This window comes from Streptomyces sp. NPDC127068, from assembly GCF_042724695.1.
Taxonomy (GTDB): Bacteria; Actinomycetota; Actinomycetes; order Streptomycetales; family Streptomycetaceae; genus Streptomyces.
On the sequence record NZ_JBHXEN010000014.1, the window covers coordinates 112024 to 132848 of the forward strand.

A 20825-nucleotide genomic window follows, 5' to 3' on the forward strand; every position below is an offset into this window, starting at 1 on the left:
CCCGTGCCGCGCCTACTTGCTGACGGCGTCCAGGGCGTCCGCGACGCCCACTCCGTAGAAGCCGTTGCGGTTGGTGCCGCCCTCGCAGACGGCGTCGACCTTCCCGTCGCCGTTGATGTCGTACGGGTCGGTGCACGGCGTGGCGTCGGCGCCGCGGTACAGCAGGGCCTTGACCTGTGCGGGGGTGGCGCGCGGGTGCGTGGACTTGATGAGTGCGGCGACGCCGGCCGCGTGCGGGGAGGCCATCGAGGTGCCCGCCATGTAGCCCCAGCCGCCGCCGGGCAGGGTGCCGAGGATCAGCCCGCTGGTGGCGGGGGCCTGCGGCGGCTGGTACCGCGTCGAGTCCCCGCCGGGAGCGGCGATGTCGACGACGCCCTTGCCGTAGTTGGAGAACGACGACTTGACGCCCTTGGCGCCGGTCGACGCGGTGGTCACGATCCCGGGGAGCTGGGTCGGGATGTCGAGACACTCGGAGGGGTCCACGACCCGGGTGCCGGGGGTGCTGTCATTGGGGCTCGACGGGTCGGTCAGCTCGTCGGCGGCGAGGTCGAAGTTCTCGTTGCCCGCCGCCGCGACGTTCACGGCGCCCTTGCGCTCCGCGTGGCGGGCGGCCCGGGAGACGGCTTCGATCAGCGCCTTCTGGTCCGGGTCGTCGTCGCAGTTGAAGTACCAGGGGTCGGTGTAGTAGCTGTTGTTGGTGATGTCCACGTCGTTCTCGGCGGCCCACATGAAGCCGCACACGACGGCCTCGGTGTAGAAGAAGCCGGCCGGGGTGGACACCTTGATGCCGGAGACCTTCACGCCGGGGGCCACTCCGGTCATGCCCGTGCCGTTCTTGGCCGCGGCTATCTCCCCGGCGACGTGCGTGCCGTGGGCGCTCTCGCCGGGGCCGGGACGCCAGGCGCCGTCCCGGGTGTCGGGGGCACCGGACACGCAGTTGACGGACGCCGCGCGGTCGAAGTTCGGGGCGATGTCCGGGTGGGTGTCGTCGACGCCCGTGTCGATGACGGCGACGGTGACGTCCTTGCTGCCGAGGGTCCGCTCGTGGGCCCGGTCGGCCTTGATCGCGGGCAGGCTCCACTGGAGGGGCTGCAACGGGTCCTGGGACGCGCTCGCGGTCTCGGTCGCCGACGCGACCTCCGCGGCGGACAGTTCCTTGGGCGCCTCCAAGACGCCGGTGGCCTGCGCGGGCAGCGGCGCGGTGCGGGTGGCGCCCGCCGACTCCACGCCGCGCACCGTGCGCAGCGTCTTCGCGAACTCCGGGTCGGTGGAGTGGGCGACGATCACGCCTATCTTCCGGTAGGTGGCGACGACGGTGCCGCCGGCCTTGCGGATGGCCCGCTCGACGGAGGCGGCGGCGTGCGGGTGGCGCAGGTTGACGACGTAGCTGAGGTTCGTCCCCACGGGTGCGGCGCTCGGGGCGGACGGCGTGCTCTCCGTGTCGGCGGCGGTGGCCGGGGTGGCGTGCGGCAGGAACGCCAGGGTGGAGGCGAGGGCCATGCCGAGCGGGACGGTGACGACGCGTCGGGTGCGGGGGAGGGGGGTGCTCATGTGATCTCCGGTTCGTCTGACCGGCGCGGGTGGCGCGCCGGGTGGGAGTAACGATCTGGGGGAGCCGGGGTGGGGCGGTGGGTGGCGCCGCGGGGGCCGCGCGGGGTGGTGGGCGGTACGGGGACGCGCGGTACGGGGGCGAGCCGGTCGGTCGTCGCCGCCGGCCGGGGAGCGTCGCGCGGGAAGGTGCGCCGGGCGGGGACGGCCCGACGGGCGCAGGGGGGGGCAGCCGGGCGCCGGGGGGGGCTGACGCGGGGGGCGGGCTCGCCGTCCCCCGCGCACCAACTCGCGCCCCCCGCGCCCGGGCGTGCACCCGGATGCGGGACCGGACGTGCGCCCGGACAGGGCCGGACGCGGGACCGGGCGCGCCGGTCCCACGTCACCGGGGGAACGGGTGGGCCCGACCGGTCAGTCGACGGCGGCGAGGGCGTTGACCACGCCGTAGCCGTAGAAGCCGTTCGCGTGCTTGTTGCCCTCGCACACCGAGTCCACGACGCCGTCACCGTCCGGGTCGTAGGGCTCGGCCGGGCAGCCCGGGTTGTCGGCCTGCGCCTTGAGCAGTGCCTGGAGCACGGCGGGGGAGGCCCACGGGTGCTCGGACTTCAGCAGCGCGGCGACACCCGCCGCGTGCGGGGCGGCCATCGAGGTGCCCTGGAGGAAGCCGTACTCGCCACCGGGCATGGTGGAGAGGATGCGTCCGTTCTTCGAGGGGGTGTCGGGGATCTGGTAACGGCGGTCGCCACCCGGTGCCGCGACGTCCACGACGCCCTCGCCGTACGAGGAGTAGTACGACTTGAGGCCCTTCGAACCCGTGGCGCTGACCGTCACCACGCCCGGGAGCTGGGTGGGCAGGTCGAAGCACTCGCTGGGGTCGATGGTCCGCGGGACCGGGACCGAGTCGTCGGGGCTGGAGTCGTCCAGGATCTCGTCGGCGGCGAGGTCGTGGTTGGAGTTGCCCGCCGAGGCGAGGTGCAGGGTGCCCTTGCGCTGGGCGTACAGCTGGGCCCGGTTGACCGCGTGCACGATGGCCCGCTGGTCCGGGTCCGCCATGCAGTTGTACAGCCACGGGTCCACGTAGTAGCTGTTGTTGGTGATCTCGACGCCGTGGTCGGCCGCGAACACGAAGGCGCACACCACGCTCTCCGGGTAGAACAGCTCGCTGACCGGGTCGGCGACCTTGATGCCGGCGACCTTCACCCCGGGAGCCACGCCCGCCACGCCGATGCCGTTGCGGGCCGCGGCGATCTCACCGGCGACGTGCGTGCCGTGGTAGTGCTCCGGCTTCTCGGGTCGCCAGGCGCCCGGCGAGGTGTCGGGCTTGCCGCCCACGCAGTTCGCCGACTGGGCGGCCGAGAAGTTCGGCGCCAGGTCCGGGTGGGTGTCGTCGACGCCCGTGTCGATGACGGCGACGGTCACCTTCGAACTGCCCGGGTTGATCTTCGCGGCCTTGTCCGCGCCGATCACCCGCAGGTCCCACTGTTCCGCCTCCAGCGGCTCCGTGTCGGGCACGGACTCCCGACCCGCCGCGGTCGACGGGGTGGCGGCGGCGGTCGCGGCCTTCGACAGGTACTCCGGCGGACCCTCCTGCGTGGTCGCGGCGGCCCGCAGCGGCGCCGTGCGGGTCGCGCCCGCGGACTGGACGCCGCGCACCGTGCGCAGCGTCTTCGCGAAGTCCGGGTTGGCGGAGTGGGCGACGATCACGCCGATCTTGTCGTACGCGATGACCACCTCACCGCCGGCCCGGGCGATCGCCTTGCGCACCGCGGCGACCGTTCCCCGGTCGACCTTGGTGTTGACCACGTACGCCAGCTTCGGACCGTCGGCGGGGACCGAAGCCGAGGCGGTCGCGGCGGCGGGGGGCGAGCCGCCCGACGTGGCGGTCGCGGTGCCCGGCAGGAAGCCGAGCGACGCGGTGAGCGCCAGACCGAGCGGCACCGCCAGGAGGGACCGACGTCTGGAGCGCAGCGGGACCATGGGATCTCCACATCATCCGGAAACGGGGCAGCCCGACCACGGGGATGGTGAGTGATCGGGCAGGTACATGACGTATGGCTCAGGGCGAAGTTATCCCTAGGCGTCCCCGGCCTTCAATGATTTCCGTAAGAAATGCCGAACGCGCCGTTCTATGCGCGTCCAGTTGCGGGGAGCACCCCCCGTGCCGTCGCCGGTCAAGCCCCGGTTCCGGTCGGCCGGCTGAATCCCCGTTCAGTCCCCGTTCGGTCCCCGGGGAGCCGCTTCCTCCCCCCGCGCCGTGCCGTTGGACAGACGGCCAGGCCGTCAAGCCCCCTGTCGGATCACGCTCAAGGGGCCTAGCATCCATCCGACTCGCGTGATCCACGTCACCGTGAGGTCAGAAAACGACATGTCCGTACCGAATCCGACGTCAGCAACGGCTCCTTCCCCACCGTCACGCACGTCCGCACCGCCCGCCCCCGCGGCCGAACCGGTCGCGCCGGGCACCCCCGCATCGAGCCCCAGAACAGAGTCGCACCCCCCATCCGTCGCATCCGCACCGCGAGGAGACTCCGTGGCCACCGACGCACCACCCCCACCGAACGGCGAACCCGACCGCCGGGCCGACCTGCCGTCCACCGAGGAGTTCATCGAGGTCCAAGGCAGTGCGGAGTTCGCCGAACTACGCCGCTCGTACCGGTCGTTCGCCTTCCCCCTGACCGTCGCCTTCATCACCTGGTACCTGCTGTACGTCCTGCTGTCCAACTACGCCGGCGACTTCATGGGCACCCGACTCTTCGGCAACATCAACGTCGCCCTCGTGCTGGGCCTCGCCCAGTTCCTCACCACGTTCCTGATCGCCTGGTGGTACTCGCGGCACGCCGCGGCGAAGCTCGACCCCAAGGCCGAGGCCATCAAGGACCGCATGGAGGGACGCGCATGACCACCGCGACCGACCACCTCGCCCCGGCCGTCCTCGCAGCCTCCGAAGCGAGCGAACACCGACCGCTGATCATCTCCCTGTTCGCGGCGTTCGTCGTCGCCACCCTGTTCATCACCGTCTGGGCCGGCCGCCAGACCAAGGACGCCGCCGACTTCTACGCGGGCGGCCGACAGTTCACCGGCTTCCAGAACGGGCTCGCCGTCTCCGGCGACTACATGTCCGCCGCGTCCTTCCTCGGCATCGCCGGCGCCATCGCCCTCTTCGGCTACGACGGCTTCCTCTACTCCATCGGCTTCCTCGTCGCCTGGCTCGTGGCCCTGCTGCTGGTCGCCGAACCCCTGCGCAACTCCGGCCGCTACACCATGGGCGACGTCCTCGCCTACCGGATGCGCCAGCGCCCGGTCCGCACCGCCGCCGGCACCTCCACCATCGTGGTCTCCATCTTCTACCTGCTCGCGCAGATGGCCGGGGCGGGCGTCCTCGTCTCCCTGCTGCTCGGCATCACCAGCGACGGCGGGAAGGTCCTCATCGTCGCCCTGGTCGGCGTCCTGATGATCCTCTACGTCACCATCGGCGGAATGAAGGGCACCACCTGGGTCCAGATGGTCAAGGCGGTCCTCCTCATCGGCGGCACCCTGCTGATCACCTTCCTGGTCCTGTGGAAGTTCCAGTTCAACGTCTCCGACCTGCTCGGCAAGGCCGCCGAGAACAGCGGCAAGGGCGCCGCCTTCCTGGAGCCCGGCCTCAAGTACGGCGCCACCGCCACCTCGAAGATCGACTTCATCTCGCTGGGCATCGCCCTGGTCCTCGGCACCGCCGGACTCCCGCACATCCTCATCCGCTTCTACACGGTGCCCACCGCCAAGGCCGCCCGGAAGTCCGTGAACTGGGCCATCGGCATCATCGGCGCGTTCTACCTGATGACCATCGCCCTCGGATTCGGCGCGGCGGCCCTCATCGCACCCGAGGAGATCACCTCCTCCAACAAGGCCGGCAACACCGCCGCCCCGCTCCTGGCCCTGCACATCGGCGGCGTGGACTCCACCTGGGGCGCCGTCCTGCTGGCGACGATCTCCGCCGTCGCCTTCGCCACCATCCTCGCCGTGGTCGCCGGACTCACCCTCGCCTCGTCCTCGTCGTTCGCCCACGACATCTACGCGAACGTCATCAAGAAGGGCCGGGCCAGCGAGAAGCAGGAGGTGCGGGCCGCCCGCTGGGCCACCGTCGCCATCGGCATCGTCTCCATCGGCCTCGGCGCGCTCGCCCGGGACCTCAACGTCGCCGGCCTGGTGGCGCTCGCCTTCGCCGTCGCCGCCTCCGCGAACCTCCCGACGATCCTGTACAGCCTCTTCTGGAAGCGGTTCACCACCAGCGGCGCCCTCTGGTCCATCTACGGCGGCCTCAGCGGCGCCGTCCTGCTGGTGCTGTTCTCCCCGGTGGTCTCCGGCAAGCCGACCTCCATGTTCCCGGACGTCGACTTCCACTGGTTCCCGCTGGAGAACCCCGGGATCATCTCCATCCCGCTCGGTTTCCTGCTCGGCTGGCTCGGCACCCTCCTGTCCAAGGAGCCCGCCGACCGCGCCAAGTACGCCGAACTGGAGGTCCGTTCGCTCACCGGCACCGGGGCCCACTGACCGGACCCCTCGCCGTCCCGCCCCGCACGGCGGGACGGCGACGGGAATCGGCCCGCCCCCCGCCCGCACCCTCACGTAGGCTCACCGGTAACCCTGGGGACCGCACCGCACCGGACACCCGGTCGGCGCGCTCGCCCAGCACGCCTAGCCACCACCGGGGAGGGGACCCACGTGCTCATCGACACCCACGGCCGCGTCGCCACCGACCTGCGGGTCTCCCTGACCGACCGGTGCAACCTCCGGTGTACGTACTGCATGCCCGAAGAGGGCCTGGCCTGGCTCGCCAAGTCCGAGCTGCTCACCGACGACGAGATCGTCCGCCTCATCCGGATCGCCGTCACCCGGCTCGGGGTCACCGAGGTCCGCTTCACCGGCGGCGAGCCGCTGCTGCGCCCCGGCCTCGTGGGCATCGTGGACCGGGTCGCCCGGCTCGCCCCCCGCCCCCGGATCTCGCTCACCACCAACGGCATCGGCCTGGCCCGCACGGCGGACGCGCTACGGGAGGCGGGCCTCGACCGGGTCAACGTCTCCCTCGACACCCTGCGCCCGGAGGTCTTCAAGGCCCTCACCCGCCGGGACCGGCTGGCCGACGTCACGGCCGGCCTGGCGGCGGCCAGCCGCGCCGGCCTCGCCCCCGTCAAGGTCAACACCGTCCTGATGCCCGGCCTCAACGACGACGAGGCACCCGACCTGCTGGCCTGGGCGCTCGACCACGGCTACGAACTGCGGTTCATCGAACAGATGCCCCTCGATGCCCAGCACGGCTGGCAACGCACCGGCATGATCACCGCGGGGGACGTCCTCGCCTCCCTGCGCACCCGCTTCGCCCTGGAGCCGGAGCAGTCGCAGGAGCGGGGCTCGGCCCCGGCGGAGCGCTGGATCGTGGACGGCGGCCCCGGGCGGGTCGGAGTGATCGGTTCCGTCACCCGCCCGTTCTGCGCGGCCTGCGACCGCACCCGACTGACCGCGGACGGCCAGGTCCGCAACTGCCTCTTCGCCCGCGAGGAGACGGACCTCCGGGCCGCCCTGCGGACCGGCGGGGACCCGACGCACGTCGACGAGGAGGTCGTCCGCCTGTGGCGCGCGGCCATGTGGGCCAAGAAGCCCGGTTCCGGCCTCGACGACCCGTCCTTCCTCCAGCCCGACCGCCCGATGTCGGCGATCGGCGGCTGACGCCCCCGGGGTCAACCCTGCGCGGGCCCTTCCTCGTCGGCGGGCTCCCGCCAGTCCGCGAGGGCGACGACGTCCTTGAGGAACCCGCGCACCCCCAGGAACTGGGACAGGTGCTCCCGGTGTTCCTCGCAGGCCAGCCACGTCTTGCGCCGCTCCGGCGCGTGGATCTTCGGGTTGTTCCAGGCGAGCACCCACACGGCGTCGGCCCGGCACCCCTTGGCGGAGCACACCGGCGGACCCGGCACGGGCTCGGGAAGGGACCCGGGGAAGCCTGGGAAGCCCGGGAAAACCGAAGACCCCGAGAATGCGGACGGGTCGGGGCGCGGGGGGAGCGAGTTCACGTCACCACAGTAAGCGCGTCCCGATCGCGGGCTCCGCGCACCCCGTCCGAAAACAACGACGCCGGGCAGCCACGGGGGGAGCTGCCCGGCGTCGGTCAGTCGCTCCGACGGGGGATGCGGAGCGCGTACGCAGTATGTCACGCGTCACCCGCCGCCCGGCACTGGATCCGCATGATTGATCTGAGCAGTTCTTGAGCTTGGCGCAATGGCTCCGCTCAGCCGGAGGCGCCTCCCGTGGAGCCCGCAGCACCGGCCCCACCCCTCGCCGAGGGCCCCCGACCGGATTCCGCACCGGATTCCGGTGCAGGTCCCGACAGCGCGGACGGCAGGGGCGTCCTGATGAACGTCGAGGGCAGCGAAGGCGCGTTCTCACGCCCCGCGTTGGCGATCACCACGGCGATGTACGGCAGCACCATGCCGAGCACGAGCGCCACAACGGCCACATACCGTTCCACGTTCCACAGCGCCACGGCGGCCACGAACGAGACCGTCCGGACGGACATCGAGATCATGTACCGGAGCTGTCTGCGCCGCACGTCCTCGGAGAGCCCTTGTCGTGCCCCGGTGATCCGGAAGACCCCGGGGTCGTCCTGCTTCCGCATCACGTTCCACCACCGCCCGCTCCTGAGGACCCACACCGGTCCGAACCGCTCTCACGGTACGCCCCGGCCGCACGGCCCACGAGACCGGGGGAGGCCGGACAGTGGCTGGAACGAGCCGCCCGGAACGGCATCTCCCCCAGGCGTCCGGCCGCGTCCGGACGCTGCCGACGTGCGGCGCACCGTCGTCGGTCGGACACTGGGTGCACGCACGACGAACCACGCGTCGAGCAGAACCAGGAGGCACCCATGGGCTGGTTGTGGGCGATCATCGTCGGATTCGTGCTGGGGCTCATCGCCAAGGCGATCCTGCCGGGCAAGCAGCACAGCCCGCTGTGGCTGACGACGATCTTCGGCATCATCGGCGCCGTCATCGGCAACTCCCTGGCGGCGGCCTTCGGCATCGCGGAGACCAGCGGCATCGACTGGGGCAGGCACGCCCTCCAGATCGTCGCGGCCGTCATCGTCGTCGGACTCGGCGACATGGCGTACGTGGCGCTGTGGGGCAACAAGAAGAAACAGCGCGCCTGAGCCCGCGCACCACCGGCGGGGAAACGCCCCCGCCGCCAGCGCCGAGGGGACGGTTCCGCGGTAGTCGCTACCGCGGAACCGTCCCCTCGAACGCGTGGTCGCTCAGTCGGTGGTCTCCCCGGGCTCCTGGCCCGTGACCTCGATCGCGGCCAGGTTCCGCTTGCCGCGCCGCAGCACCAGCCAGCGACCGTGCAGCAGCTCCGCCGCCGCGGGCACCGCGTCCTCGGCGGTCACCTTGACGTTGTTCACGTAGGCGCCGCCCTCCTTCACCGTGCGTCGGGCCGCGGACTTGCTGGCCACCAGCCCGACCTGCGCGAACAGGTCGACCACCGGACCCAGCTCGGCGACCTCGGCGTGCGGCACCTCCGACAGGGCCGCCGTCAGCGTCGCCGGGTCGAGGTCCGCCAGCTCGCCCTGACCGAACAGCGCCCGGGACGCCGCGGTCACCGCGGCGCACTGGTCGGCGCCGTGCACCAAGGTGGTCAGCTCCTCGGCGAGGGCGCGCTGGGCGGCCCGGGCCTGCGGGCGTTCCTCGGTGGCCCGCTCCAGCTCCTCGATCTCCTCCCGGGACCGGAAGCTGAAGATCCGCAGGAACTTGGAGGCGTCCCGGTCGTCCGCGTTCAGCCAGAACTGGTAGAAGGCGTACGGCGTGGTCATCTCCGGGTCCAGCCACACCGTGCCGGACTCGGTCTTGCCGAACTTGGTGCCGTCCGCCTTGGTGATCAGCGGGGTGCCCAACGCGTGCACCTCGGCACCCGGCTCGACCCGGTGGATCAGGTCGGTGCCGGAGGTGAGGTTGCCCCACTGGTCACTGCCACCGGTCTGGAGCGTGCAGCCGTAGCGCCGGTACAGCTCCAGGTAGTCCATGCCCTGGAGGAGCTGGTAGCTGAACTCCGTGTAGCTGATGCCCGCATCGGAGTTGAGCCGTCGGGAGACGGCCTCCTTGGCGATCATCTTGTTGACCCGGAAGTGCTTGCCCACGTCCCGCAGGAACTCGATGGCCGACATGCCCTGGGTCCAGTCCAGGTTGTTGACCATGACCGCCGCGTTCGGACCCTCGAAGTCCAGCAACGGCTGGATCTGCCCGCGCAGCCGCTCCACCCAGGACGCCACGACCTCGGGCGCGTTCAGGGTGCGCTCCGAGTTCGGCTTGGGGTCACCGATCAGACCGGTGGCCCCGCCGACCAGGCCCAGCGGCCGGTTGCCCGCCTGCTGGATGCGCCGCATGGTCAGGATCTGTACGAGGTTGCCGAGGTGCAGGCTGGGCGCGGTCGGGTCGAAGCCGCAATAGAACGTGACGGGACCGTCCGCGAACGCTTTGCGCAAGGCGTCCTCGTCAGTGGACAGGGCCAGCAGCCCGCGCCACTTCAGTTCGTCGACGATGTCCGTCACGGTCTCGTGTCTCCTTGTCGTACGGGGTCGTGCTCGTCCTGCTCGTCGTGCGGGCCGTACCCGTCAGTCACCACGGGGGCCGGCCACGACGTGCCGGTACCGGCCAGTCTAGGCGCGTCAGACCCCCTGGCTCACCGAACTCATGTTGAAGTCCGGCACCCGCAGCGGCGGCATGGCAGCCCGAGTGAACCAATCGCTCCACTCGCGCGGCAAGGTCTTTTCGGTCCGTCCGGCCTCCACCGCCCGGCCCAGCAGGTCCACCGGCGACTCGTTGAACCGGAAGTTGTTGACCTCCCCGACCACCTCGCCCCCCTCGACCAGGTACACGCCGTCCCGGGTCAGCCCGGTCAGCAGCAGCGTCGCCGGGTCCACCTCCCGGATGTACCAGAGACACGTCAGCAGCAGTCCGCGCTCGGTCGACGCGACCATCTCGTCCAGGGACCGGTCGTCACCGCCGTCCAGGATCAGGTTCCCGATCGCCGGGGACACCGGCAGCCCCGTCAGCCCGGCACTGTGCCGAGTGGTCACCAGCCGGGACAGCGCGCCCTCGCTGATCCATTCGGTCGCCGTCAGCGGCAGCCCGTTGTCGAACACCGAGGAGTCCCCGCCGGAGGCGTGCGCCAGCACGAACGGCGCGGTCTCCACCCCGGGCTCCCTGGGGTCGCTGCGCAGCGACAGCGGCAGCCCGGCCAGCTTCTCGCCGACCCGGGTGCCCCCGCCCGGCGTCGAGAACACCGTGCGCCCCTCGGCCGCGTCCCGGCCGGCCGCCGACCAGTACTGGTAGATCAGCAGATCGGCCACGGCGGTCGGCGGCAGCAGCGTCTCGTACCGCCCGGCGGGCAGTGCGATCCGGCGCCGCGCCCAGGCCAGCCGCCGGGCCAGCTCGGCGTCCAGCTCACCGGGGTCCACATCGCTGAAGTCCCTGGTGGCCCGGCCCGCCCACGCCGACCGGGTGCGGTCCGGGGACTTGGCGTTCAACTCCAGCGTGCCCTTGGGCTGGTCGTGCCGCAGCCGCACCCCGGTCGAGGTGCCGAGATAGCTCGACACCAGCTCGTGATTGGCGAAACCGTACAGCTCCCGTCCGCCCGCCCGGGCCCGCGCGAACGCCTCGCCGAGCGCCGGGGCGAAGTCCGCGAACACCGCCGACGAGGTCTCGGCCGGGGCGCCCGTGAAGTCGGCGGAGTGCGGCACCCCGGACACCAGCGGCTGGGCGTCCTCCGCCGGACCCGCCGCCCGCGCGGCCTCCTCGGCGGCCCGCACCAGCGGCTCCAGGTCGTCGGCGGTGACCGCCGACCGCGAGACCACGCCGGACGCCGTCCCGCGGGCGCCGTCCACCGTCGCGACGACGGTGAGGGTACGGCCCCGGGTGACCCCGTTGGTGGTCAGCGCGTTGCCCGCCCAGCGCAGGTTCGCCGTCGACTCCTCGTCCGCGATGACCACGCAGCCGTCCGCCCGCGACAGTTCCAGCGCACGCTCGACCAGCTCGTGCGGCTTGTTCACCCGTGGGCTCATCGCCCGGCCTCCTGCGTGGTGTTGAGGATGTTGACGCCCCGGAACAGGGCACTGGGGCAGCCGTGGGAGACCGCCGCGACCTGGCCCGGTTGGGCCTTGCCGCAGTTGAATGCGCCACCGAGCACGTACGTCTGGGGGCCGCCGACCGCCGTCATCGAGCCCCAGAAGTCGGTGGTCGTCGCCTGGTAGGCCACGTCGCGCAACTGCCCGACGATCCGGCCGTTCTCGATGCGGAAGAAGCGTTGCCCGGTGAACTGGAAGTTGTACCGCTGCATGTCGATCGACCAGGACCGGTCCCCGACCACGTAGATGCCCCGCTCGACCCCGCCGATCAGGTCCTCGGTCGACATCCCCGCCGGGTCCGGGCGCAGCGACACGTTCGCCATCCGCTGCACCGGGACGTGCCCGGGGGAGTCGGCGTACGCGCAGCCGTTCGACCGATCGAAGCCGCTCAGCCTGGCGATCCGCCGGTCCAGCTGGTACCCGACCAGGGTGCCCTTCTTCACCAGGTCCCAGGACTGCGCGGCGACGCCCTCGTCGTCGTACCCGATGGTCGCCAGCCCGTGCTCGGCGGTGCGGTCACCCGTCACGTTCATGATCTCCGAGCCGTACCGCAGCTTGCCCAGCCGGTCGAAGGTCGCGAAGGACGTGCCCGCGTACGCCGCCTCGTAGCCGAGCGCCCGGTCGAGCTCGGTGGCGTGACCGATCGACTCGTGGATGGTCAGCCACAGGTTCGACGGGTCGACCACCAGGTCGTACAGCCCGGCCTCCACGCTCGGCGCGAGCATCTTCTCGGCGAGCAGTTCGGGGATGGACTCCAGCTCGCCGGCCCAGTCCCAGTGCATTCCGGTCAGGTACTCCCAGCCCCGACCGACCGGCGGTGCGAGGGTGCGCATCGAATCGAACTCGCCGGTCGACTCGTCCACCGCGACGGCCGTGAACTCCGGATGCAGCCGGACCCGCTGCTGGGTGGTGACGGTGCCCGCGGTGTCCGCGTAGAACTTGTTCTCGTGGACGGTGGTCAGCGCCGCGTCCACATGGGTCACGCCCTTGGCCGCCAGCAGCCCCGCGCTCCACTCGGCCAACAGTGCGGCCTTCTCCTCGTCCGCGACGGTGAACGGGTCCACCTCGTAGCTGGACACCCACGTCCGGTCGGCGTGCACCGGCTCGTCGGCCAACTCCACCCGCTCGTCGGCCCCGGCCGCCCGGATGACCTGCGCCGACAGCTTCGCCATCGCCACCGCCTGGGACGCGACCCGGGCCGCCGCGTCCATCGTCAGGTCGACGCCCGAGGCGAAGCCCCAGGTGCCGCCGTGCACGACCCGCACCGCGTACCCCAGGTCCGTGGTGTCCGACGAACCCGACGGCTTGGCGTCGCGCAGCCGCCAGGACGCGCTGCGGACCCGTTCCAGCCGGAAGTCCGCGTGCTCCGCGCCCAGTGCGCGGGCCCGCGCGAGCGCCGCGTCGGCGAGTGCCCGCAGGGGCAGCGCCGTGAAGGCTTCGTCGATCGAATGTGGCACGGGGGGTCTCCCTGCGGGCGTGACGGGCATGGTTCGGGTACGACGCGGGGGCGTCGGCCGACCGGGGCGCCGGGGCGTCCGGGACCGACTCGGGAGCCGGACGCCGCCGCGCCGCCCGGCCCGCACCGATCATGTCCGACGCGCGCCGCGATGGCCACATCCTGACGGGCGCCACGGCCTCCGCGGTTCTGTAGGGATCCAACAGCGAGCCCCGTCCGTCACTGTCGGTGGCCGATTCTCTTCGTGCCGGACGGTACCGATAGGTTTCCGGGGAGGGGCGGCGCAGACGCCTGCCGCCGTGTGCGGTGGTCGCCGCCGCGACAGCAGACCGCTAACGAAAGGGTGATCCGTTGAGCCGCTCGGTTCTCGTCACCGGAGGTAACCGGGGCATCGGCCTCGCCATCGCCCGCGCGTTCGTCGAGGCGGGCGACAAGGTCGCGATCACGTACCGCTCGGGCGACCCCGAGGCACTCAAGGCGCAGGGGCTCCTCGCCGTCCGGTGCGACATCAACGACGGCGAGCAGGTGGAGCAGGCATACAAGGAGATCGAGGCCGCGCACGGCCCGGTCGAGGTCCTCGTCGCCAACGCCGGGATCACCAAGGACCAGCTCCTGCTGCGGATGTCCGAGGAGGACTTCACCTCGGTCGTCGACACCAACCTCACCGGCACCTTCCGGGTCGTCAAGCGGGCCAACCGGGGCATGCTGCGTGCCAAGAAGGGCCGCGTCGTCCTCATCTCCTCCGTCGTCGGCCTCCTCGGCTCCGCCGGCCAGGCCAACTACGCCGCCTCCAAGGCCGGTCTGGTGGGCTTCGCCCGCTCTCTCGCCCGGGAACTCGGCTCCCGCAACATCACCTTCAACGTCGTCGCGCCCGGCTTCGTCAACACGGACATGACGCAGGTCCTCACCGAGGAGCAGCGCGCGAACATCGTCCGACAGGTGCCGCTGGGCCGCTACGCGGAAGCCGACGAGGTGGCCGCCGCCGTGCGCTTCCTCGCCTCGGACGACGCCTCGTACATCACTGGAGCCGTCATCCCGGTTGACGGCGGACTGGGAATGGGTCACTGATCACCATGAGCGGAATCCTCGAAGGCAAGCGCGTCCTGATCACCGGTGTGCTGATGGAGTCGTCCATCGCGTTCCACACCGCGAGGATCGCCCAGGAGCAGGGCGCCGAGATCATCCTCACCGCCTTCCCGCGGCCCACGCTCACCGAGCGCATCGCCCGCCGGCTGCCCAAGCCGACCAAGGTCGTCGAACTGGACGTCACCAACGACGACCACCTGGGCCGGCTGGCCGACGTGGTCGGCGAGGAGCTGGGCGGCCTCGACGGAGTGGTGCACTCCATCGGCTTCGCCCCGCAGGACGCCCTCGGCGGCAACTTCCTGAACACCCCCTTCGAGTCCGTCGCCACGGCCATGCACGTGTCGGCGTTCTCGCTGAAGTCGCTCACCATGGCGTGCCTGCCGCTGATGCAGAACGGCGGCTCGGTCGTCGGCCTCACCTTCGACGCCCAGTACGCCTGGCCGCAGTACGACTGGATGGGCCCCGCCAAGGCCGCCCTGGAGGCCACCAGCCGCTACATGGCCCGTGACCTGGGCAAGCAGAACGTCCGCTGCAACCTCATCTCCGCGGGACCGATCGGCTCCATGGCCGCCAAGTCCATCCCCGGCTTCGAGGAACTGGCCTCGGTGTGGGACGACCGCGCCCCGCTGGAGTGGGACCTCAAGGACCCGGAGCCGGCGGGCAAGGGCGTCGTCGCCCTGCTGTCGGACTGGTTCCCGAAGACGACTGGCGAGATCATCCACGTCGACGGCGGACTGCACGCCATCGGCGCCTGAGCTCCCGCCCGGCGCGCCCACCGCGGCCCGTCCGGCCGTGCGACGCCCCGTCCCCGCACCGTGCGGGAGGCGGGGCGTCGCCCGTTCGGGCCACCAGATCGGGCGGGCCGGGGGCCGAACGGGTCACGCTGGACAACGAGTTTCCCCCTTGTGGTGCAGCCGCGACGGCCCCCGATGACCGCCGCGGTACGGCCGAGGAGGTTCCCTTGTGCGGTTGTCATCCGGATTCGTCCCGTTGCTCGCCCTGCTCGTCTTCCTGACCGCCCTGCCCGCCGGCGCCGACCCGCACGGCGGTGAAACCGACCCGGAGCCCGACCGGCCCACCCGGGCGGAAGGCGACTTCGGTCGCAGCGGCGCCGAGTGCCGCACCGCGGTCGAGGGCTCGGAAGTGATCGCGTACTGCCACAACCCGTACCCGACGGTCTACCGGGTCACCCTGCACGTCGAGTGCGTCGACTGGTGGGACATCGACACCGACGGCGCTCCCGTCGACGCCGACCCCGCGCGGACGGTACGCCTCTCCGCCCGCTGCTGGAAGAACGTCAGCACCACCTGGATCACCCAACACCCCCGATAGCGTCGCCGGGGAACTGCGCGAATCCCCCAGCGCACCCGCACAGAACAGTGCACCCGCAGTCAATCGCCCCGGATAAGGGGCGCGGGGAACTGCGCAAAATCAACAGCGCACCCGCACGGAACACCGCACCCGCAGGGAATCGCCCCCGACAGGGACGCCCCACCTCAAGGGGAGCCGGACGGCACCCCCGCCGACGAGGGAACCCCGTCCCGCACCCGCCCCCGCCGACACATGGACGCGTACGCCGCCGCCTCCACCGCAGCCACCTCCGCGTCCCCGACGCGAATCGCCTCCACCAACCGCGCATGATCCATGTAATGGTCGGGCGTCAACGTCGCGCCGACGTCCGAGCGCAGCCAGTCCCGCAGCACCTCGCCGAGGTCCGCGTACACCGCGGACAGCACGTCGTTGTGCGAGGCGGACACCACCGCCAGGTGAAAGCTCGCGTCCGCGGTCACGAACGCCTCCGCCTCCCCCGACTCCCAGGCCCGCTCACGGCGCAGCAGCAGCGCGTCCAACTGGGCGAGATCCCGTTCGGTGCGCCGCTGCGCAGCCAGCCGCGCCGCACTGGACTCCAGCGCGGAGCGCAGCTCGGCGACGTGCCGGGGCTCCGCGCCCGCGAACCTGCGCTGCATCACCCCGGCCAGCTCACTGGTCGCCGCGACGTACGTTCCGGAGCCCTGCCGGATGTCCAACAGGCCGTTGTGCGCGAGCGCGCGCACCGCCTCCCGGACCGTGTTCCTGGCCACGCCCAGCTGCTCGACGAGTTCGGGCTCGGTGGGGATGCGGGAGCCCACCGGCCACTCACCGGAGGTGATCTGTGCCCGTAGCGCCGCGATCACCTGCTCGGACAACGCCGATCGGGTGGGGTGGTTCAGCGGCATGGGCGTCGGTCCTTCGCGGAGGCGGACGGGCGGGTGTTCCGGCGTGCGCGGGCGCATGGCGGCCCGCCCGGTGCCGGCCACCGGCCGGGACAGGCTACGCGGAGCCGCCCCCTGCCACCCTTCCCGCTCCGATGGTGGTCAGTCAATCATCCCATGATTCTATGATGGGGGGCATGCACAGCGAGGACACCTCCACGATCACCCCGATCGACCGGGACACCCGGCCCGGCGACCGGCCGGGGGACCAGCCCGACGACCGGTCCGGAAACCGGCTCGGCGACCGGTCCGCGGACCGCCCCGCCACCACAGCTGCCGGCCCGCGCCGCCGCCCCGTCGGCCCGGCGCTCCTCGTCCTCGCGATCGTCCTCGCCGCGGTCAACCTGCGCCCCGCGATCACCAGCCTCGGCGCCCTCCTCGAAGAGGTGCGCACCGGCCTCGGCATGAGCGGCACCCTCGCCGGGCTCCTCACCTCCGTCCCCACGCTCTGCTTCGCCGTCTTCGGGATCACCGCACCGCGCCTCGCCCAGCGCTTCGGCCCCGGTGCGGTGGTCTGCGCGGGCATGGCCGCCGTCGCCACCGGACTGGCGCTCCGCCCCTTCGCCGGCGGCACCGCCGGACTCCTCGCGGGCAGCGCCCTCGCCCTGATGGGGATCGCCGTCAGCAACGTCCTCATGCCGGTGATCGTCAAGCGCTGGTTCCCCGACCGGGTCGGCACCATGACCGGTCTGTACTCCATGGCCCTCGCACTCGGCACCGCCAGCGCCGCTGCCTTCACCGTTCCCCTCGCCGACGCGCTCGGCGGGAACTGGCGCGGCGGCCTCGCCGTCTGGGCGGCCCTCGCCGCCGTCGCCGTGGTGCCGTGGCTGTTCCTCGTCCGCGACCGCGGACGCGCTCCCGGTGCGCCCGCCGCCCCGACCGCAACGGCGCCGACCGCCGACGGGCTGCGGATCACCCGTAGTCGCACCGCCTGGGCGCTGGCGGCGTTCTTCGGCCTCCAGTCCACCGCCGCCTACATCACCATGGGCTGGATGCCGCAGATCTTCCGGGACGCCGGCGTCTCCGCCGACACCGCCGGACTGCTGCTCGCCGTCACCATGGTCATGGGCGTGCCGCTCGCGTTCGTCATCCCCCGGGTCGCCACCCGGCTGCCCCACCAGGGTCCGATGGTCGTCGTCCTGGGCCTGTGCGGGCTCGTGGGCTACGCGGGCCTCTACTTCGCGCCCGCCGCGGGCGCCTGGGCGTGGGCGCTGCTGCTCGGCATCGCCAACTGCGCGTTCCCCCTGGCCCTCACCATGGTCGGCATGCGCGCGGGCTCCGCCGCCGGGGTCGTCAAGCTGTCCGCCTTCGCGCAGAGCACCGGATACCTGCTGTCGATACCGGGACCGATCCTGGTCGGCGTGCTCTACCAGCACAGCGGCGGCTGGGGCCTCCCGATCGCCCTCATGGCCGCGCTGCTCGTCCCGCAGATGGCGGCCGGCGTGCTCGCCGGCCGCAACCGCACCGTCGAGGCCGAGTGGGCGGCGCGCCGCTGACCCCGCTCGACCGTCCGGGCCCGGTCGGTGCAAGACTGGCCCCATGCCTGTGCTCGATCCGAATCCCCAGAACGGCCAGAAGAAGCTCCTCATCGTCTTCGGCGCGATGATCGGCATCACCGTCATCATCGGTGTGATCGCCAGCATCGCCTCGCCCTGACCCGCACCCCGCACCGACCCGCACGCCCCCGCGAAGGGGGCGGCACCACCCCGGGGCGGGCAGCCGACCCCGGGGGTGGGGTTACCCCCACCATCCCCTAGGGGGCCAGGGTCAGGGTCAAGTGGGTGGCCTTCCCGATGGGTTGACGATGCCGGTCGGCGTAACTTCGAACCGTGCCCCGCGCCCGCGGCGCACGAGTGGCGAAGACCCGTGGAGGCGTCATGCCGGCCCGTACGCACACCCGGCCGTCCAGCCCGGCGCCCACCGGCGGCGTCGAGGTCCGGCTGCCCTGGTGGGCCGTGGCGCTGCCGGCCGTCGCCTTCGGCGTCCTGTTCGTGCTGCTCCTCAATCCGGCCGAGGCCCACGCGGCGCCCGCCTACCCGGAGATCGGCCTGTTCCTGGAGCGTGCCCGCCAGGTCCTGGCGTTCTGAGTGGCGTCCCCGGGGTGTGCCGGCCAGCCTCGAAAAGCGCCCCGTCAACTCCCTGCGCCACGTGGCGGGTTTCGTGCGAAGCTTGACCGCATGAGCGTCGCAGAACCCCGCAGGATCGTCGTTTTCCGGCACGCCAAGGCCGACTGGCCCGACCTCGCCGACCACGAGCGTCCGCTCGCCGAGCGCGGCCGGAAGGACGCCCCCGTCGCCGGGCGCAAGCTCGCCGACTCGGGCATTCCGCTGGACCTGGCACTCTGTTCCACCGCGGCCCGGACCCGCGAGACGTGGAAGCTGGCCGTCCACGAGCTCGGGCACCGGCCCCGGACGGTGTACGAGGAGCGGATCTACGAGGCGTCCCCCGGCGAGCTGATCGCCCTGTTCAACGAGCTTCCGGACGACGCGCGCAACGTCATCGTGATCGGGCACAACCCGGGCGCCCAGGGAGTGACCGAGGTCCTCGCCGGGTCGGCCGAGGGTGACGCCGCCGAACGGCTGGGCCGCCGCGGCTTCCCGACCGCGGCGTTCGCCGTCCTCACCTTCGAGGGCGCCTGGAAGGCCCTCGAACCCGGAACGGCCACGCTCGCCGACTACTGGGCCCCGGGCGAGCCCCGCTAGCCCCCGCGCTCCGGGCCGCCGTCCCCCGGTACGACCCCATGACCCCGCCGACCCCGGTCGTCGGGGCGTGCGGACTGCCCGGGCGCGGCCCCGTCAGCGGGCCGCATCGAGGAGCACCCGTGCCGCACCCTTGGCTTGCGCCGCCGGTTCCGGGGAGCCGTCGATGCCCGCGACCACCATGGCGCCGTTGGCGAGCAGGGCCAACTGGTCGGCGAGCTCCGGGGGAGCCCCGAGGGCGTCGGTCTGCTCGGCGAAGTACTGCCGGAGCGCCTGCTTGTGGCCGCGTGCGATCTCGGCGACGTCCGGTGAGATGCCGCCCATCTCGCCGAAGGTGTTGATGAAGGCGCAGCCGCGGAAGCCCGGGTCGGCGAACCAGTCGCCCAGGTAGTCGAAGACCGCCAGCGCCCGTTCGTACGGGGTGTCGGCGCGGGCGGCCCCGTGGGCGGCGATGGCCTCCCGCACGGCCGCGTCGCGACGGTTCAGGACGGCCCAGACCAGATGGTCCTTGGAGGGGAACAGCTGGTAGAGCCGTTTGAGGGAGACGCCCGACGCGGTGCGGATGGCGTCCATGCCGACGGCCTGCACCCCGCGCTCGTCGAAGAGTTCCTCGGCCGCCTCCAGGAGCCTCAGCTCAGCGGTGTCCGCATCCATCGTTCGCTCACCCCTTGCCGGAAAACCATCGTTCTCCTACTCTAACGAGAGAGAGGGAGAACGATCGTTCTCCATCCTGACGGGGAGGTCCCATGCCCAGCTTCGCCCTGCGCGCCCGCACCGAGACCGTGGACGGCCTGGAGGTCTTCTACCGGGAGGCCGGCGACCCCGCCCACCCCACGCTCGTCCTGTTGCACGGCTTCCCGTCCAGCTCGCACATGTACCGCCAACTGATGGCCGAACTGGCCGACTCCTTCCATCTGATCGCCCCCGACCACATCGGCTTCGGCGCCTCCGCCGCGCCCGCCGTCGACGCCTTCCCGTACGGCTTCGAGGAACTCACCGGGATCACGCTCGCGCTGCTCGACCGACTCGGGATCGACCGCTTCGCCCTCTACGTCCAGGACTACGGCGCGCCCATCGGACTGCGGATCGCCTCCCGCCACCCCGAGCGGGTCACCGCGCTCGTCACCCAGAGCGGAAACGCCTACCTGGAGGGCTTCACGCCCTTCTGGGACGTGCTCTTCGCGCACGCCCGGGACCGCGCGGCCCACGAAGGGGCGGTGCGCGAACTGCTGACCGCCGCGGCCACCCGCTGGCAGTACACCCACGGCGTCCCCGCCGACCGCCTCGACCGGGTGGGCCCGGAGACCTGGACCCTGGACCAGGCCGGCCTGGACCGGCCGGGCAACAAGGAGGTCCAGCTCCAGCTCTTCTGGGACTACCAGTTCAACCTGGACCGGTACCCGGACTTCCAGGAGTACTTCCGTACCCACCGGCCCCCGCTGCTCGCCGTGTGGGGGCGCGGCGACGAGATCTTCGGACCCGCCGGCGCCGAGGCGTTCGCACGGGACCTCCCGGACGCCGAGATCCACCTGTTGGACGCCGGCCACTTCGCGTTGGAGACGCACGGCCCGGAGATCGCCGCCCTGGTGCGCGACTTCCTGGAGCGCCGGGCGAAGTGAGCCGGTCGCTGCTCCCCGGCT

At 72.0% G+C, this 20825-nt stretch carries 21 protein-coding genes; 12 read left to right on the plus strand and 9 right to left on the minus strand.

Going from position 1 to position 20825, the window contains the following annotated elements:
* Window positions 1-12 precede the first annotated feature (12 nt).
* Complete coding sequence (locus tag ACFWIA_RS11625; protein ID WP_387002804.1) at window positions 13-1551, minus strand: S8 family serine peptidase; 1539 nt, start codon at window positions 1549-1551, stop codon at window positions 13-15.
* A gap of 408 nt (window positions 1552-1959) precedes the next feature.
* Window positions 1960-3525 (minus strand): S8 family serine peptidase, encoded by a 1566-nt coding sequence (locus ACFWIA_RS11630; RefSeq protein WP_387002806.1) that lies wholly within the window; start codon window positions 3523-3525, stop codon window positions 1960-1962.
* 553 nt (window positions 3526-4078) lie between these two features.
* Here ACFWIA_RS11630 and ACFWIA_RS11635 point away from each other — a divergent pair.
* From ACFWIA_RS11635 to moaA, 3 genes are all read left to right on the plus strand, one after another.
* Window positions 4079-4447, plus strand: a complete 369-nt coding sequence (locus ACFWIA_RS11635; protein ID WP_387002808.1) for a DUF485 domain-containing protein — start codon at window positions 4079-4081, stop codon at window positions 4445-4447.
* Window positions 4444-6081 carry a cation acetate symporter gene (locus ACFWIA_RS11640; protein ID WP_387002810.1) on the plus strand — a complete coding sequence of 546 codons (1638 nt, stop codon included), beginning with the start codon at window positions 4444-4446 and terminating at the stop codon, window positions 6079-6081. The genes ACFWIA_RS11635 and ACFWIA_RS11640 overlap by 4 nt, the downstream gene beginning before the upstream one ends.
* A 171-nt stretch (window positions 6082-6252) precedes the next feature.
* Complete coding sequence (gene moaA / locus ACFWIA_RS11645) at window positions 6253-7254, plus strand: GTP 3',8-cyclase MoaA (protein WP_387002812.1); 1002 nt, start codon at window positions 6253-6255, stop codon at window positions 7252-7254.
* A gap of 11 nt (window positions 7255-7265) precedes the next feature.
* Here the strand turns inward: moaA and ACFWIA_RS11650 are convergent, their stop codons facing one another.
* A complete protein-coding gene (locus ACFWIA_RS11650) occupies window positions 7266-7484 on the minus strand; it encodes a hypothetical protein (RefSeq protein ID WP_387002814.1) in 219 nt (72 codons plus the stop codon).
* 326 nt (window positions 7485-7810) lie between these two features.
* Complete coding sequence (locus ACFWIA_RS11655; protein ID WP_387002816.1) at window positions 7811-8197, minus strand: DUF3099 domain-containing protein; 387 nt, start codon at window positions 8195-8197, stop codon at window positions 7811-7813.
* A 246-nt stretch (window positions 8198-8443) separates the two neighbouring features.
* On the opposite strand from ACFWIA_RS11655, the gene ACFWIA_RS11660 reads away from it, so the two are divergent.
* A complete protein-coding gene (locus tag ACFWIA_RS11660) occupies window positions 8444-8725 on the plus strand; it encodes a GlsB/YeaQ/YmgE family stress response membrane protein (RefSeq protein WP_387002818.1) in 282 nt (93 codons plus the stop codon).
* Between the two features lie 102 nt (window positions 8726-8827).
* On the opposite strand, the gene tyrS is transcribed toward ACFWIA_RS11660, so the two are convergent.
* The 3 genes from tyrS to ACFWIA_RS11675 form a co-directional block, all read right to left on the minus strand.
* Window positions 8828-10117: a tyrosine--tRNA ligase gene (gene tyrS, locus ACFWIA_RS11665; protein WP_387002820.1), complete on the minus strand. Its 1290-nt coding sequence runs from the start codon at window positions 10115-10117 to the stop codon at window positions 8828-8830.
* Between the two features lie 117 nt (window positions 10118-10234).
* On the minus strand, window positions 10235-11629 hold the full coding sequence (locus ACFWIA_RS11670; RefSeq protein ID WP_387002822.1) for a metallopeptidase TldD-related protein: 1395 nt from the start codon (window positions 11627-11629) through the stop codon (window positions 10235-10237).
* Window positions 11626-13179: a TldD/PmbA family protein gene (locus ACFWIA_RS11675; protein WP_387002824.1), complete on the minus strand. Its 1554-nt coding sequence runs from the start codon at window positions 13177-13179 to the stop codon at window positions 11626-11628. Before ACFWIA_RS11675 ends, ACFWIA_RS11670 begins: the two co-directional genes overlap by 4 nt.
* Window positions 13180-13499: 320 nt before the next feature.
* Here ACFWIA_RS11675 and fabG point away from each other — a divergent pair, with 320 nt between their 5' ends.
* The 3 genes from fabG (at window position 13500) to ACFWIA_RS11690 (ending at window position 15566) form a co-directional block, all read left to right on the plus strand.
* Window positions 13500-14216: a 3-oxoacyl-[acyl-carrier-protein] reductase gene (gene fabG / locus ACFWIA_RS11680; RefSeq protein ID WP_385496265.1), complete on the plus strand. Its 717-nt coding sequence runs from the start codon at window positions 13500-13502 to the stop codon at window positions 14214-14216.
* Window positions 14217-14221: 5 nt separating this feature from the next.
* Window positions 14222-14989, plus strand: coding sequence for an enoyl-ACP reductase FabI (gene fabI, locus ACFWIA_RS11685; protein ID WP_385496264.1), 768 nt, complete (start codon window positions 14222-14224; stop codon window positions 14987-14989).
* Between the two features lie 208 nt (window positions 14990-15197).
* On the plus strand, window positions 15198-15566 hold the full coding sequence (locus tag ACFWIA_RS11690; RefSeq protein WP_387002827.1) for a hypothetical protein: 369 nt from the start codon (window positions 15198-15200) through the stop codon (window positions 15564-15566).
* Between the two features lie 164 nt (window positions 15567-15730).
* Here ACFWIA_RS11690 and ACFWIA_RS11695 read toward each other — a convergent pair whose 3' ends face one another.
* Window positions 15731-16450, minus strand: a complete 720-nt coding sequence (locus ACFWIA_RS11695) for a FadR/GntR family transcriptional regulator (RefSeq protein ID WP_387002829.1) — start codon at window positions 16448-16450, stop codon at window positions 15731-15733.
* 164 nt (window positions 16451-16614) lie between these two features.
* Here ACFWIA_RS11695 and ACFWIA_RS11700 point away from each other — a divergent pair, with 164 nt between their 5' ends.
* The 4 genes from ACFWIA_RS11700 to ACFWIA_RS11715 all read left to right on the plus strand — a co-directional run bounded on the left by ACFWIA_RS11700 (window position 16615) and on the right by ACFWIA_RS11715 (window position 19188).
* Window positions 16615-17982, plus strand: coding sequence for a CynX/NimT family MFS transporter (locus ACFWIA_RS11700; protein WP_387002831.1), 1368 nt, complete (start codon window positions 16615-16617; stop codon window positions 17980-17982).
* A 43-nt stretch (window positions 17983-18025) separates the two neighbouring features.
* Window positions 18026-18142 (plus strand): SGM_5486 family transporter-associated protein, encoded by a 117-nt coding sequence (locus ACFWIA_RS11705; RefSeq protein WP_387002833.1) that lies wholly within the window; start codon window positions 18026-18028, stop codon window positions 18140-18142.
* A 221-nt stretch (window positions 18143-18363) separates the two neighbouring features.
* Window positions 18364-18573 (plus strand): hypothetical protein, encoded by a 210-nt coding sequence (locus ACFWIA_RS11710; protein ID WP_387002835.1) that lies wholly within the window; start codon window positions 18364-18366, stop codon window positions 18571-18573.
* A gap of 90 nt (window positions 18574-18663) precedes the next feature.
* Window positions 18664-19188: a SixA phosphatase family protein gene (locus ACFWIA_RS11715; protein ID WP_387002837.1), complete on the plus strand. Its 525-nt coding sequence runs from the start codon at window positions 18664-18666 to the stop codon at window positions 19186-19188.
* Between the two features lie 93 nt (window positions 19189-19281).
* On the opposite strand, the gene ACFWIA_RS11720 is transcribed toward ACFWIA_RS11715, so the two are convergent.
* Entirely contained in the window at window positions 19282-19839 is a 558-nt protein-coding gene (locus tag ACFWIA_RS11720; RefSeq protein ID WP_387002839.1) for a TetR/AcrR family transcriptional regulator, read from the minus strand.
* Between the two features lie 92 nt (window positions 19840-19931).
* Here ACFWIA_RS11720 and ACFWIA_RS11725 point away from each other — a divergent pair, with 92 nt between their 5' ends.
* A complete protein-coding gene (locus ACFWIA_RS11725) occupies window positions 19932-20804 on the plus strand; it encodes an alpha/beta fold hydrolase (RefSeq protein WP_387002841.1) in 873 nt (290 codons plus the stop codon).
* The last annotated feature ends 21 nt before the right edge of the window (window positions 20805-20825 follow it).